Origin of the sequence: Actinomadura formosensis NBRC 14204 (assembly GCF_001552155.1) — a bacterium.
GTDB lineage: Bacteria > Actinomycetota > Actinomycetes > Streptosporangiales > Streptosporangiaceae > Spirillospora > Spirillospora formosensis.
The window spans coordinates 1-13258 of the sequence record NZ_BCQQ01000056.1; the positions used below are offsets into that span (position 1 = coordinate 1).

General features: G+C 71.4%; 13 protein-coding genes and 1 pseudogene. 9 read left to right on the top strand and 5 right to left on the bottom strand.

The window, feature by feature from the left end; translation table 11 throughout:
* From AF1_RS16360 to AF1_RS16370, 3 genes and pseudogenes are all read right to left on the bottom strand, one after another.
* Nucleotides 1-800, bottom strand: a pseudogene (locus tag AF1_RS16360) (hypothetical protein); the annotation flags it as partial.
* Nucleotides 801-825: 25 nt separating this feature from the next.
* Entirely contained in the window at nucleotides 826-1962 is a 1137-nt protein-coding gene (locus AF1_RS16365) for a hypothetical protein (protein ID WP_067799231.1), read from the bottom strand.
* A gap of 121 nt (nucleotides 1963-2083) precedes the next feature.
* Nucleotides 2084-3085 (bottom strand): CAP domain-containing protein, encoded by a 1002-nt coding sequence (locus tag AF1_RS16370; RefSeq protein ID WP_131732696.1) that lies wholly within the window; start codon nucleotides 3083-3085, stop codon nucleotides 2084-2086.
* A gap of 461 nt (nucleotides 3086-3546) precedes the next feature.
* On the opposite strand from AF1_RS16370, the gene rplM reads away from it, so the two are divergent.
* The 3 genes from rplM to glmM all read left to right on the top strand — a co-directional run bounded on the left by rplM (nucleotide 3547) and on the right by glmM (nucleotide 6069).
* Nucleotides 3547-3999 (top strand): 50S ribosomal protein L13, encoded by a 453-nt coding sequence (gene rplM, locus AF1_RS16375; protein ID WP_067799235.1) that lies wholly within the window; start codon nucleotides 3547-3549, stop codon nucleotides 3997-3999.
* Nucleotides 4000-4090: 91 nt separating this feature from the next.
* The gene (gene rpsI, locus AF1_RS16380) at nucleotides 4091-4606 is read left to right on the top strand and encodes a 30S ribosomal protein S9 (RefSeq protein ID WP_067799238.1); all 516 of its coding nucleotides are present in this window, start codon (nucleotides 4091-4093) and stop codon (nucleotides 4604-4606) included.
* A 119-nt stretch (nucleotides 4607-4725) separates the two neighbouring features.
* Nucleotides 4726-6069: a phosphoglucosamine mutase gene (glmM, locus tag AF1_RS16385; RefSeq protein ID WP_067799241.1), complete on the top strand. Its 1344-nt coding sequence runs from the start codon at nucleotides 4726-4728 to the stop codon at nucleotides 6067-6069.
* A 7-nt stretch (nucleotides 6070-6076) separates the two neighbouring features.
* On the opposite strand, the gene AF1_RS16390 is transcribed toward glmM, so the two are convergent.
* Entirely contained in the window at nucleotides 6077-6382 is a 306-nt protein-coding gene (locus tag AF1_RS16390; RefSeq protein WP_067799243.1) for a hypothetical protein, read from the bottom strand.
* 18 nt (nucleotides 6383-6400) lie between these two features.
* Nucleotides 6401-7069 carry an HNH endonuclease family protein gene (locus AF1_RS16395; protein ID WP_242608858.1) on the bottom strand — a complete coding sequence of 223 codons (669 nt, stop codon included), beginning with the start codon at nucleotides 7067-7069 and terminating at the stop codon, nucleotides 6401-6403.
* Nucleotides 7070-7210: 141 nt separating this feature from the next.
* Between AF1_RS16395 and AF1_RS16400 the strand changes: the two genes are divergently transcribed.
* From AF1_RS16400 to AF1_RS16425, 6 genes are all read left to right on the top strand, one after another.
* Nucleotides 7211-8203 (top strand): DUF389 domain-containing protein, encoded by a 993-nt coding sequence (locus tag AF1_RS16400; protein WP_067799246.1) that lies wholly within the window; start codon nucleotides 7211-7213, stop codon nucleotides 8201-8203.
* Between the two features lie 85 nt (nucleotides 8204-8288).
* The gene (locus AF1_RS16405) at nucleotides 8289-9236 is read left to right on the top strand and encodes an ABC transporter ATP-binding protein (protein ID WP_067799252.1); all 948 of its coding nucleotides are present in this window, start codon (nucleotides 8289-8291) and stop codon (nucleotides 9234-9236) included.
* Entirely contained in the window at nucleotides 9233-10111 is an 879-nt protein-coding gene (locus AF1_RS16410) for an ABC transporter permease (RefSeq protein ID WP_067799255.1), read from the top strand. Before AF1_RS16405 ends, AF1_RS16410 begins: the two co-directional genes overlap by 4 nt.
* Nucleotides 10108-11019 (top strand): ABC transporter ATP-binding protein, encoded by a 912-nt coding sequence (locus AF1_RS16415; RefSeq protein WP_067799258.1) that lies wholly within the window; start codon nucleotides 10108-10110, stop codon nucleotides 11017-11019. Before AF1_RS16410 ends, AF1_RS16415 begins: the two co-directional genes overlap by 4 nt.
* Complete coding sequence (locus AF1_RS16420; RefSeq protein ID WP_067799261.1) at nucleotides 11016-11732, top strand: ABC transporter permease; 717 nt, start codon at nucleotides 11016-11018, stop codon at nucleotides 11730-11732. The genes AF1_RS16415 and AF1_RS16420 overlap by 4 nt, the downstream gene beginning before the upstream one ends.
* Before the next feature lie 188 nt (nucleotides 11733-11920).
* Nucleotides 11921-13246 carry an alkaline phosphatase PhoX gene (locus AF1_RS16425; RefSeq protein WP_217999826.1) on the top strand — a complete coding sequence of 442 codons (1326 nt, stop codon included), beginning with the start codon at nucleotides 11921-11923 and terminating at the stop codon, nucleotides 13244-13246.
* The last annotated feature ends 12 nt before the right edge of the window (nucleotides 13247-13258 follow it).

The window sequence follows — 13258 nt, forward strand, 5'->3', positions numbered from 1 at the left end:
GGCGAGCCGACGGGCGGGGTGCCGCCCTCGGCGTGGTGGACCGGTGTGATCACGGGCTGCTCGGCGGTCGCCGTGCCCCCGCCGGCCGGGCCGGTGTTCGGGAACGGTCCGCTGCCGGTGGGCGGCACGAAGCCGGGCGGCAGGATCGCGTCGGGCACCAGCACGACCGCCGGGGACGCGGACGCGTTCTCGGCCTCCTTCGCCTTCTCGAAGGCGTTGGGCGACGCGGAACGGTCTTCCGCGGCCTCGTTCACGAGGGGGTTGTCCACGGCGGTCTCGTCCTCTGCGGTCGTGACGGCGGGGGTGTCGCCCGCTGGGGGAACGGGCTGGAAGCCGTCGGGGTCGGTGTCGGCGCCCGAGATCGGGGGCTTGACGAACGGTTCGGCGGGGACGGCGCCGCGGGAGTCGACGGCCGGGATTCCCGCGCCGGCGACGAGCGTCCCGGGCAGTTGCCCGGTGCCGGACGCCAGGGGCTCGGCCGCCTCTGCCGGGGGCTCCGCTCCGGCCGGGACGGGTTCCGCGGCCGGTTCGCCGGCGGGCGGGGCCGTGTCCGTGGACTCGGCGGCCCACCAGGGGGTTTGCAGGCCGAATGCGGGCAGCCGAAGCGGGGCGGGCTCGGCCGTCTCGGTCTCGCCGGGCGGCTCGCCTGCGGTCTCGGCCGCGGGCGGCGACGCGTCCGCGGGGGGCGGTGCGTCGGCCGGGGGAGCCGTGCCGCCGAAGCTGGGCGGCGCCGGGTCGGCGGGGACGCCGGACGTTCCCGCCGACCCGGCGGTCTCCCGGGAGTCTCTAGGTCCAGACATAAGCAGTGAGGGTTTCCGGAGGGGGTCACTTTTGGAGGGGCTTGCCTTCGGTCTCTCTGTAGTGCAGAGCCAGGGCCAGGTTGCTGCCCTTGACCATCTGCGTGCCGAAGACCTGGACGGCCGCATGGTACTTGCTCACGATCTTCTTGCCGTCCGGCCGCTGTACCCACGTCATGATGACGTAGTGGCCGCGTGCCTGCGAGGTGCCGAACGCCTCGCCCTTGCCGTTGGTCTTGGAGACGCCCTTGCCGGGCAGTGCCTGGAGGAACGCCTCCTTGGCGGCGGCGGCCTTCACGGCCTTCTTCGCGGCGGTCTCGTCCTTGAGGTTGAACACGCCGACCGTGCCGATGAGCGAACCGCTGGAGAGTGCGTAGGTGGCCCGCAGCGCCTGGGTGCAGCCGCCCTTCTTGAGTGCCTTCTCCAGGGCGGTGCCGCCGACGACGCCGGTGCAGCTCTTCTGCGCGTTCACGGCCGTCCGCACGTACTTGTAGCCGCCCGCTTTGAACGACGCCTTGCCGAAGACCTCCTTGAGGGTCAGCGGCTTGGGGTCGGTGGTGCGGCTCTGCAGCTTCACCGGCGCAAGGACGGGCTGGGTGGGGCTCGGTGTGGGCTGCGCCTGCGTGGACGGGGTCTGCGTCGGCGTCGCCTTCGGCTTGGGGTCGCCCTTCAGCATGGACGACAGGCCGACGCCGCCGCCGATGAGGAGGATTCCGGCGACCGCCGAGCCGCCGATGATCAGCGGCAGGTTGCGGCGCTTCTCGGGCCGGGACGATTCGCCGGACGGTCCCGGAGGCGCCCCTTCGTAGGACCCGAAGGAGCCATCACCGACCGCGCTGCCCGCGACGGGCTCGTCCGCCCATGCGGTGGGCTGGCCGCTCTGCATGACCGGCTGGTCGCTCCACGCGGCGGGCCGGTCGGTCTGTGCGGTGGGCTGGTCGTTTTGCGCGGCGTGCTGGTCGTCCCACGCGGTGGGCTGGTTGTCCCACGCGGTGGGCTGGTCGGCCCACGGGGTGGGCTCGTCTCCCCCGTCGCGTGGTGCGAAGGGGGCTTCGTCCTTGTCGTGTCCGTACGGCGGCGCTTCGGCTCCGGGTCCGTACGGCGCTTGCGGCGACTGCCGGGAGGGCCAGTCGCCGGGTTTGCCTTGATTGCCCGGATAACCCATGGGTTGGACCTTACCGTTCCTTATTCAGGGCTCTGGACTTTTGGACAACCACCATGACATGGGGGGCGAACCGGACGTCAGCGGTTTGCCGAAGGTCATGTTCCGGACGGTGTGGACCGGGTCACTTCCAGCCGAAGTCCTGCGTCCACAGCGTGCCGCCCGGCCCGGTCGCCATCCCGACGCCGATGGCGCGCAGGTCGCAGTTCAGGATGTTCGCGCGGTGTCCCGGGCTGTTCATCCAGCCCTTCACCACGGCGGCGGCGGTCGGGTAGCCCTTGGCGATGTTCTCGGCGCCGGGGCTGGGGTAACCGGCGTCCTCCATCCGTTCCCACGGGCTGTCGCCGTTGCGGGACGTGTGGTCGAAGTAGTCGTGTGCCGCCATGTCCGCGGAGTGCCGGCGGGCGGCGACGGCGAGCCGCTGGTCGGTGCGCAGCGGCTTGCAGCCCTCCTTGGCGCGCTCGGTGTTGGTGAGCGACACGACGGTCGCCTCGGCGCCGGACGAACCGCCCCCGCCCGGCGAACCACCGCCCGCGTCCGGCGACGGCGGCGCGTCCGGCTCGGCCGCCTTCGCGGACTTCGACGGCTTCGCCGCCGCGCTCTTCGGCGGGTGGATCGGTTTCAGCGGCGGCGTCTGCTCCTCCGCGGCGGGCCGCGGCGGCGAACTCGGCTCACCGGTGCCGGTGCCGGTGGGGGACCCGTCGTCCGGCGCGGTCGGCACGTCGCCCCGCGGCCCCGGCGGGGCCGCGCTGGACGGCTGTGACCGCGGCCCGGCCGCGGAGGTCCTCTCCGACCGCAGTTCGGGCAGGACGAGCCGGTCGATCGCGACGCCGGCGCCGATGGCGAGACCGGAGGCGGTGACGGCCAGCACGAGCCCGGTCGCGCTCTTCGCCCGGGACCGGCCGGCGCGGGATGCGCCGCCGTCCGGCCGGCGTCCACCGGCCGGAGGACCGGAGCGGGCCGTGCCGTGCCGCGGGCCGCCGGCGACGAGTTCGTCACGGGGAGGGGAGACGTTGGGACGAGGCGTTGAGCCACCGCGCCCGTCGTGCCTGGGCTGGTGGCCTCCGGCGGGACCGCCGGGTCTTCGGGGAGTGGACAGCGGGGGCTCCCGGGTACGGGCCGGCACACGCCGGCGTTGATCCGGTCGCCCGGCACCATATCCTTGTATGCACCCCGAGTTACGAAGATCCCCCAAAAAACCTGAAAATCGCTACGCTTCGTGACGGGCGGGGCGCCGTCCGTCCCTGCTTTTTGGGAGACTTTGGGGGATATGTCATGTGGCAGGCGCGGTCGGGGCCGGCCATGGCGGCTTCGTTTTGACCCGTGACCAAGAGGCCGAGTATCCTGCGTTTCTGTTGTGTGCGTTGACGCCTGCCCAGTGCGGGCGGGAGGCTACGCGACGACGTGCCGATGTGTCCCCGCCATGTGCGCCCCGTGCCGCATGCGGGCACCGGCCTCCCGGAGCGCCAGGTCGGATGATCCTCTGATCGGCGCGAGCAGGATTCCGCTGCCAAGTGGCGCCCGTCCGCGAGGACGGGCGGAGGATCGAACCGCTGAGAAGTCGACGAGAAACGAAGGCTTACGACCGTGCGCACGTACACCCCTAAGCCCGCTGACGTCCAGCGTCAGTGGTACGTCATCGACGCGACCGATGTCGTGCTGGGCCGTCTCGCCAGTCAGGTCGCACAGCTGCTTCGGGGTAAGCACAAGCCGATCTACGCCCCGCACCTCGACACCGGTGACTTCGTCGTCATCGTGAACGCCGACAAGGTGTCGCTGTCGGGGAACAAGGCGGAGCGCAAGAAGGCGTACCGGCACTCGGGGTACCCGGGCGGACTCCGCTCGGTGACCTACGCCGAGCTGCTGGCCAAGCACCCCGAGCGGGCCGTCGAGAAGGCGATCAAGGGCATGCTGCCCAAGAACTCCCTCGGCCGGAAGATGTTCGGCAAGGTGAAGGTCTACGCCGGTCCGGACCACCCGCACCAGGCGCAGAAGCCGGTCCCGTTCGAGATCACCCAGATCAGCCAGACCGCGAAGTGACACCCGCGCCTCCGGGCGCACCAGGAAACACGAGGCCGCCGGGGCACCCTGAACGGGCCTGCCGCCCTGGCTAGAACATCCAAGGAGAACCGTGGACGACACCACCGGCGCCGAGAGCGCTGAGAGCGCCGAGCTCGACTCGTACGAGGACGCGCCGTCCGAGTACAGCACCGAGACCCCCGAGGCCGCCGGCGAGGGCTACCTCGGCCAGCCGGTCGCGACCGGCCCGGCCGCCGGCACCGGCCGCCGCAAGCAGGCCATCGCGCGGGTCCGCATCGTCCCCGGCAGCGGCCAGTGGAAGATCAACGGCCGCACCCTGGACCAGTACTTCCCGAACAAGGTGCACCAGCAGATCGTGAACGAGCCGTTCGTGCTGCTGGGCCTGGAGGGGCAGTTCGACGTGCTCGCGCGCGTCAACGGCGGCGGCACCACCGGCCAGGCCGGTGCGCTGCGCCTCGGCATCTCCCGCGCGCTGCAGTTCGCGAACATCGAGCACCGCCCGGCGCTGAAGAAGGCCGGCTTCCTCACCCGTGACGCGCGGGTGCCGGAGCGCAAGAAGGCCGGTCTCAAGAAGGCCCGCAAGGCTCCGCAGTACAGCAAGCGTTGATCGACGGTACGAGCCGTCGCACCCCGTGGCCTCCACGCGGCCGGTCCGCGTGGCGGGCGCTCCGGTGCGGCGGCTCGTCCGCTTTTCCGGGGTCACCCTGTCTCATCGGGAGTTGAACTGTGGCTCGTCTGTTCGGGACCGACGGTGTACGCGGGCTCGCCAACCGCGACCTGACCGCCCCGCTCGTCATGGACCTGTCCGTCGCGGCGGCGCGGGTGCTGGGCGAGCAGGGCGCCTTCAAGGGCCATCGGCCGCTCGCCGTGGTCGGTCGCGACCCGCGGGCCTCCGGTGAGTTCCTGGAGGCGGCGGTCGTGGCGGGTCTCGCCAGCTCCGGGGTGGACGTCCTGCGCCTCGGCGTCCTGCCGACCCCGGCGGTCGCGTACCTGACCCACGCGCTGGACGCCGATCTCGGCGTGATGCTGTCGGCGTCGCACAACCCGGCCCCCGACAACGGCATCAAGTTCTTCGACCGCAGCGGCTACAAGCTGCCGGACGAGCTCGAAGACCGGATCGAGGCGAGTCTCGGCGCGCGGTGGGACCCGCCGACCGGCGCGGGCGTCGGCCGCGTCCGGGAGGCGCACGGCGCCGTCGAGCAGTACGTGGCGCACCTGCTGTCGACCGTCACGGTGTCGCTGGACGGCCTGCGCGTCGTGGTCGACTGCGCGAACGGCGCGTCCAGCGACGTGGCCCCGGAGGCGCTGCGCCGTGCCGGCGCCGAGGTCCACACGATCGGGACGGCGCCGGACGGCCTGAACATCAACGCGGGCTGCGGCTCCACGCACCTGGAGGCGCTGCGGAAGGCCGTCCGGGAACGCGGCGCGGACGTGGGCATCGCGAACGACGGCGACGCCGACCGCTGCCTGGCCGTGACCGCGGCCGGCGAGATCGTGGACGGCGACCAGATCATGGCGATCCTGGCCCTGGACCTGCGCGAGGCGGGCGCGCTGCCCGCCGACACCGTCGTCGCGACCGTGATGTCGAACCTCGGTTTCAAGCTCGCCATGCGGGAGGCCGGGATCACCGTGGTGGAGACCGCCGTCGGTGACCGGTACGTCCTGGAGGCGATGAAGGCGGGCGGCTTCGGCTTCGGCGGCGAGCAGTCCGGCCACGTCATCATGCTGGACCACGCGACGACCGGTGACGGCGTCCTGACGGGCCTGCACCTGCTGGCCGCGATGGCCCGCCGGGGCCGTCCGCTGGACGAGCTGACGAAGGTGATGACCCGTCTTCCGCAGGTGCTCATCAACGTCAGGGACGTCGACAAGAACCGCGCGAAGACGTCCCCCGAACTGGCCGAGGCCGTCGCCGCCGCCGAAGCCGGCCTCGGCGACACGGGCCGCGTCCTGATCCGCCCCAGCGGCACCGAGCCGATGGTCCGCGTGATGGTCGAGGCGGCGTCGCAGGACCAGGCCCAGTCGGTCGCCGAACACCTCGCCGGTGTGGTGAAGACGGCCCTCGGCTGACGCTCGGCTACCGCTCGTCGATCTCCAGCCGGCCCACCTTCAGGTGCCTGATCTCCACGGTCCCGGCCTCAAGGTGGGCGATGACGGCGCGCTTGACGACGAGCTTGCCGATCGCGACGGCACCGACCGCCAGCGCGCCGAGCGCCATCGACCCCACCGCGAGGGACCCGAGCCCGTTCCCGAGCCGCACCGTGAGCCCGGTGGCGGACGCCCCGGTCACCTCGGCCCCGGTGGCGCGCGCGCCGACGCCCCGCTCCGTGCGGACCCGCGGCCGCTCGTCCACTGCACCCTGCTCGTCAGCTTCATCGCTCATGGGAGCAGCCTACGGAGCTCAGCAGCGGGTGAGGAAGTTCTGCAGCGCGTCGTGGTCGGGGCGGGTCACCGGGAGGGAGTACTTCTCGGCCACGGTGATGTACTTGATCGCGTAGGCGCACTGGAAGCTCTTCTGGGGCTTCCATTCGCCGGGGCCGGAGTCGCTCTTCTGGCGGTTGGGGACGCCCCAGACGGCGAGCAGGTTGGCGTGGTCGTTGGCGAACTGCTCGCGCCTGTCCTCGCTCCAGCGGGAGGCGCCCATCCGCCAGGCGAGCGCGAGCGGGTAGACGTGGTCGATCTGGACTTCGGCGGCGTCCTTCTTCTCGAAGGTGATCGCCTTGCCGCTGTAGGGGTCGGTGAGGCGCCCGGCCACGACGATGCAGCGGCCCTGCTTCTCGACCTGTCCCAGGTCGCGGGCGAGGACGTCGTTGCGCTGGTCGCAGCCGTTGTGGTCGGTGTCCTTCCAGCGCGTCCCGAACTTGTCGCGCGCGTAGCCGCCGCCGGTGCCCTCGGACGCGATGCGCAGACCGGACAGGTCCTTGCGGGCGCGGGCCTGCTCGCCGGCCGCGGGCCTGGAGCCGGCCGGGGACGGGGACGCGGTCTGTGACAGGCCGACGTCCGCCTCGCAGCCCGCCGCCAGGGGCAGGGCGAGCGCCAGGCCCGCCACAGCCGCCCGTCCAGCCTTCACTCGTACCGCCGTCCGTGCCACGTCGTCACCGTCCCAGAAAGTTTCTGCGCATATTTGCCGATTGAGCAGTAAATAGCCGATCAAATCGTATGACCTTACGTCTTGGCGACACAGACCTGTCGTTTACGGCACGATTGGTATGTGCTGCATCTCAGAGCGATCGTCCCGGCGGACCGCACGGACGCGGTCTGCAAGGCACTGGCGGACTGTGCCGGGGCCACCAACGTCGTCCTCATCGAGGACGCGGCCCTGTCCCCGCGCGGGGACCTCGTGACCAGCGACGTGGCCCGCGAGGCCGCCAACGAGGTGCTGGACGCGCTGCGCGCCCTCGGCGTCGACCGGGACGGCTCCATCGCTCTCGACAAGGTCGATCTGACGCTGTCGGAGACCGCCGAGGAGGCCAGGGACCGGGCACCGGGGCACGGTGACGACGCGGTCGTCTGGGAGGAATTCGACCGGCAGGTCAGCGAAGGGACGGCGCTGACCTGGTCGTTCGTCGCGTTCCTCGTGCTCGCCACCCAGCTGGCCGGGATCGCGGCGCTGATCGACTCGCCGGTGCTGGTGGTCGGCGCGATGGTCCTCGGGCCGGAGTTCGGCGCGGTCGCGGCGATCTGCTATGGGATCGTCCGGTGGCAGCCGTTCCGCATCGTGCGGGCGGTGCGGGTGCTGCTGATCGGGTTCACCGCCGCGGTCGTGCTCACCTACGTGGGCGCGCTGGCCGGCCGGTGGACCGGCGTGATCGAGCTGGACCGGCTGCCCGACGAGCGTCCGCTCACCGCGTTCATCTACAGCCCGGACCGCTGGTCGTTCATCGTCGCGCTGCTCGCCGGCGGCGCCGGGGTGCTCTCGCTCACCGCGGGCAAGTCGTCGGCGCTGGTCGGGGTGTTCATCTCCGTCACCACCGTGCCCGCCGCCGGAAACCTCGCGGTCGCGCTGGCGCTCAAGCACGGCAGCGAGATCACCGGGTCGCTGCTCCAGCTCGCCGTCAACTTCGCCGGGATGATCATCGCGGGGACGCTGACGCTGCTCGTCCAGAAGGTGCTGTGGGGCATCGTCCTCCGCCGGGGTGTACGGCCGGGGTGGCCGGCGAGGCCGGCCGGCCGGGGCGAAAAGAGCCGTCCGGGGGGAACTTAGGTCGATGCCGGATCAGACGAAAGGCTGCCTACTCATCGCCCTTCAGGGGGACGTGCCGCGCGAAACCAGCCGCTAGGTTCGGAGCATGCCGATCATCGCCACCCAGGGCCTGACGATGAGGTTCCCCCGGGTGACCGCTTTGGACGACCTCTCCGTGGCCGTCGAACCGGGCGTCGTCGGGCTGGTCGGAGCCAACGGCGCCGGCAAGTCGACGCTCATCAAGATCCTGCTCGGGCTGCTGCCGCCGACGTCCGGCACCGCGACCGTGCTGGGACTCGACATCGCACGCGAGGGCCTGCGGATCCGGGAGAGCGTCGGGTTCATGCCCGAGTACGAATGCCTGCCGCCGGACGTGTCCGCGACCGAGTTCGTGGTGCACATGGCCCGGATGTGCGGGCTTCCCCCGGCCGCGGCCCGCGAACGCGCCGCCGACACCCTCCGCCACGTCGGGCTGTACGAGGAGCGCTACCGCCCGATCGGCGGCTACTCCACGGGCATGCGCCAGCGGGTGAAGCTCGCGCAGGCCCTCGTCCACGACCCGAAGCTCGTGTTCCTGGACGAGCCGACCAACGGCCTCGACCCGGCCGGACGCGACGAGATGCTCGACCTGATCCGCCGCATCGGCGCCGAGTTCGGGATCAGTGTCCTCGTCACGTCCCACCTGCTGGGCGAGCTGGAACGGGTCTGCGACCACGTCGTCATCATCGACGGCGGCAGGCTGCTGCGCTCCCAGGCCGTCGAGGCGTACACCGCCGCGAGCGGCGTGCTGACCGTCGAGGTCGACGAGGGACGGGACGTGCTCGGGCAGCACCTCTTCGACCAGGGCGTCTCCGTCCGCCCGGAGGGCCGGTTCCTCATCGTCGACATCGCCGGTGAGACGACCTACGACCTGATCCGCGACGGCGTCGCCGACCTCGGGCTGCGGCTGATCCGGATGGAGCAGCGCCGCCACCACATCGAGGAGGTCTTCCAGACCGCGCCGCCCGCGCCGCAGGCCCCCGCCGGAACCGTCCAGCAGGGAGCGCCCCGATGAGCACGAGCACGATCCACGACATCGGCTACCGCCACTACGGCGGGCGCCGCAATGGCCGCGCGTACGTGCTGCGGTCGCTGTACACGCACAACCTGCGCGCCGCCTACGGGCTCGGACGTCCCGCCCGCGCGAAGATCATGCCGTTCCTGCTGGGGGCGATCATGCTGCTGCCCGCGGCCGGCTCGGTCGCGGCGTTCGCGTTCACCAAGGAGCCGGACGCGCTGATCGACTACTCGGCCTACGCGAACCTCATGCAGGTCATCGTGGCGATCTTCCTGGCCACGCAGGCACCGGTGCTGGCCTCCAGGGAACTGCGGTTCCACGTCGTCCCGCTGTACTTCTCGCGTCCGGTCGGGCATCTCGACTTCGTCCTGGCCAAGCTCGGCGCCCTGGCTACCGCGATGTTCGCCCTGATGGCGGTGCCGGTCACGGTGCTGTACGCGGGCGGCCTGGTGTCCAAGGCGCCCGACCCTGGACGGCAGTTGCTGGACTACCTCGGCGGGCTGGCCGGCTGCGTGCTGTTCGCCGCGCTGCTGTCGGCGGTGGGGCTGGTGGTCGCGGCGTGGACGCCGCGCCGCGGATTCGGGGTCGCGGCGGTCATCGCCGTCTACATGCTCAGCACCGGCTTCGTCGCGGTCGTCCAGGGCATCGCCGAGGCGCGGACGAACTTCACCCTGTCCGGCTGGATCGGGCTGCTGTCCCCGTTCAACCTGGTGGAGATCGCCCAGGTCCGGCTGCTCGGCGCGGAACCGACGGTGCCCAGCGTCCCGTCCGGGGTGACCCCCGGGCTGGTGGCGCTCGCGCTGATCGCCGCGGTCGTCGCCGGGTCCATCGCGGTCCTGTACCGCCGTTTCCGGAAGGCGGGCCTTTCATGAGCGAGCTGATCCTGGAGAACGTGTCCCGCTGGTACGGGAACGTCGTCGCCGTCAACGGCGTGTCGATGAGGATCGGCCCCGGCGTGACCGGGCTCCTCGGCCCGAACGGCGCCGGCAAGTCGACGCTCATCCACATGATGGGCGGGTTCCTCGCGCCGTCGTCCGGCAGTGTCACGCTGGACGGGACGCCGATCTGGCGCAACCCCGGTGTCTACCGCAGGCTGGGGCTCGTTCCCGAACGGGAGACGGCGTACGACTTTCTGACCGGCGAGCAGTTCATCGTCGCGATGGCGAAGCTGCACAAGCTGCCCGACCCGGTCGCCGCCGCGCGCCGCGCCATCGGCCTGGTCGAGATGGAGTACGCCGCCGGACGTCCGATCGGCACCTACTCCAAGGGCATGAAGCAGCGCATCAAGATGGCGTCGGCGCTGGTGCACGACCCGCCCGTCCTGCTGCTGGACGAGCCGTTCAACGGCATGGACCCGCGGCAGCGGCTCCAGCTGATGGACCTCATCACCCGGATGGCCGGGGAGGGCCGCACGATCCTGTTCTCCTCGCACATCCTGGAGGAGGTCGAGCGGCTCGCCAGCCACATCGAGGTGATCGTCGCGGGCCGGCACGCCGCGTCCGGCGACTTCCGCAAGATCCGGCGGCTGATGACCGACCGGCCGCACATCTTCCTGGTCCGCTCGTCCGACGACCGGCGGCTCGCCGCCGCCGTCATCGCGGACGGCTCGGCCCGCAGCGTCCAGCTCACCGACAAGGGGCTGCGGATCGAGGCGGTCGACTTCCAGCGCTTCACCTGGCTGCTCCCGCAGGTGTCCCGGGACGCCGGCGTGCGGCTGTGGGAGGTCTCCCCGGCGGACGAGTCCCTCGAAAGCGTCTTCTCCTACCTGGTGGCCCGATGAACGGCACAATCGCGATGATCACGTTCCGGGCGATGCTCGGACGCAAGCGCGCGCTGCTCCTGCTGGGGCTGCCGCTGCTCCTGCTCGTCCTGGCGGTCGGCCTGCGGGCGACCGGCAACGACGACCTGGACGTCTCGGCGCAGACCCTGCAGCGGTTCGGCCTCGCCACGCTGCTGCCGCTGCTCGCGCTGATCGCCGGCACCGGGGTGATCGGCCCGGAGATCGACGACGGCCAGATCATGTACGTGCTGACGAAACCGATCCGGCGCGAGGTGATCGTGCTGACGAAGCTCGTCGTGGCGATCGTCCTGGTGACGGTGTTCGCGGTCGTCCCGACGCTGCTGGCGGGGCTCGTCCTGGCCGGGACGACCGCGGGGCTGACCCCGGCCTTCACGGTCGGCGTCCTGGTCGGCGGCTTCGCCTACAGCGCGGTGTTCGTCGCGCTCGCGGTCGCCAGCCGCAACGCCGTCACGATCGGCCTGCTGTACGCGCTGGTCTGGGAGTCGCTGCTGGGCAGCTTCGCGCCGGGCGCCAAGTCGGCGTCCATCCAGCAGTGGTGCCTGTCCATCACGGACGCGCTGACCGACGCGTCGCCGGTGAGGTCGTCGGTGGACCTTCCGGTGGCGGTCACCCTGCTCATCGCGGTCACGGCCGTGGCGACGTTCCTCGCCGCGTTCCGCCTGCGCTCCCTCCCGGTCGCCAGCGCCGACTAGCGCGGAACATTCCGATTCCGTGAGCAGAATATGCGAAATGCGCGTAATGTGGAGGATTTTCGGGCTGGCCACTTCTGGCATGTGACTCGTGTTACAAACGGTTTGGGATCTCTTGATGATCCGAACCACTGGGAGTGTGCATGCCGATGTCAGTGACACGCCGCCAACTCATGACAAGGGCGGGAGCGGTGGGGGCGGGTATCGCCTTCACCGGCGCCATCGAGCAGTTGTTCGCCGGGAGCGCGTCCGCCGCGCCGACCGGCCGTCAGGACGGGTACGGGCCGCTCGTGCCCGACCCGGAGGGCCTGCTGGACCTGCCCCGCGGGTTCCGGTACACCGTCCTGTCCCGCGAGGGGGAGCCGCTGCGCTCCGGAGAGGGCGCGGTGCCGAGTCACTGCGACGGCATGTCGGCGTTCCCCGGCCCGCGGGAGCGGACCTGGCTCGTCCGCAACCACGAGAACAAGCCGACGGCGGAGCGCCGGGTACCGGCCGTCGACGGCGTCACCTACGACCCCCAGGGCCTCGGCGGCTGCACCGCGCTGGAGGTCGACCGGGCCGGCCGCGTCCACACCGAACGCGTCGCCATCGCCGGGACGGCGGTCAACTGCGCGGGCGGCCCGACCCCCTGGCACACCTGGCTGACCTGCGAGGAGACCGAGGACAGGGCCGGCACCAACGGCTACACCAAGGACCACGGGTTCATCTTCGAGGTCGACCCGTACCGGCAGGACCGGACCGTCCCCGAGCCGCTGACCGCGATGGGGCGGTTCGCGCACGAGGCGATCGCCGTCGACCCGCGCGACGGCACCGTCTACGAGACCGAGGACGCGTTCCAGAAGCCGTTCGGGCTGTTCTACCGGTTCCTGCCGAAGAAGCCGCGCGGCGGGTTCGACAGCCTGCGGGCCGGTGGACGGCTTGAGGCGCTGTGCGTCCCGGGCGTCCCGGACCTGTCGGTCGTGCAGGAGGCGGGCACGGTGTTCGACGGCGTCGAGTGGAAGAAGGTGCCCGACCCGCTGGCGCAGGAGACGCCGATCCGGTTCCAGGACTTCGGCTCCGGCGGCATCACGCACGCGCAGAAGCTGGAGGGCTGCTACTGGGGCGGCGACCGCGTCTACTTCGTGTCGAGCTTCGCCAAGACGAAGGACGGCTCCCAGGCCGACCACTTCGGGCAGGTGTGGTCGTACGAGCCGGCTCACCGCCGGCTGACCCTCGTCATCGTGTTCGGCCCGGCCACCGACGTCCAGAAGGCCGGTGAGTCGCCCGACAACATCTGCCTGGCACCGCAGGGCGGGCTGATGGTGTGCGAGGACGGCAACGGCGCGCAGCACGTGTTCGGCGTGTCGCGGAACCGCACCGTGTACCCCATGGCGCGCAACAGGCAGAACATCGGCACGGAGCAGGCGCCGGCCTGGGGCGAGTTCGCCGGCGTGACGTTCTCCCCCGACCAGCGGACGATGTTCGTCAACGTCTACAACCCGGGCACGACGTTCGCGGTCACCGGTCCCTGGCGTTAGATCCGGCCGCGT

Coding starts and splice junctions, on each gene's coding strand:
- AF1_RS16390 (WP_067799243.1), bottom strand. CDS start 6,382: ATGAGCGATGAAGCTGACGAGCAGGGTGCAGTGGACGAGCGGCCGCGG.
- AF1_RS16420 (WP_067799261.1), top strand. CDS start 11,016: ATGAACGGCACAATCGCGATGATCACGTTCCGGGCGATGCTCGGACGC.
- AF1_RS16415 (WP_067799258.1), top strand. CDS start 10,108: ATGAGCGAGCTGATCCTGGAGAACGTGTCCCGCTGGTACGGGAACGTC.
- AF1_RS16405 (WP_067799252.1), top strand. CDS start 8,289: ATGCCGATCATCGCCACCCAGGGCCTGACGATGAGGTTCCCCCGGGTG.
- AF1_RS16365 (WP_067799231.1), bottom strand. CDS start 1,962: ATGGGTTATCCGGGCAATCAAGGCAAACCCGGCGACTGGCCCTCCCGG.
- AF1_RS16410 (WP_067799255.1), top strand. CDS start 9,233: ATGAGCACGAGCACGATCCACGACATCGGCTACCGCCACTACGGCGGG.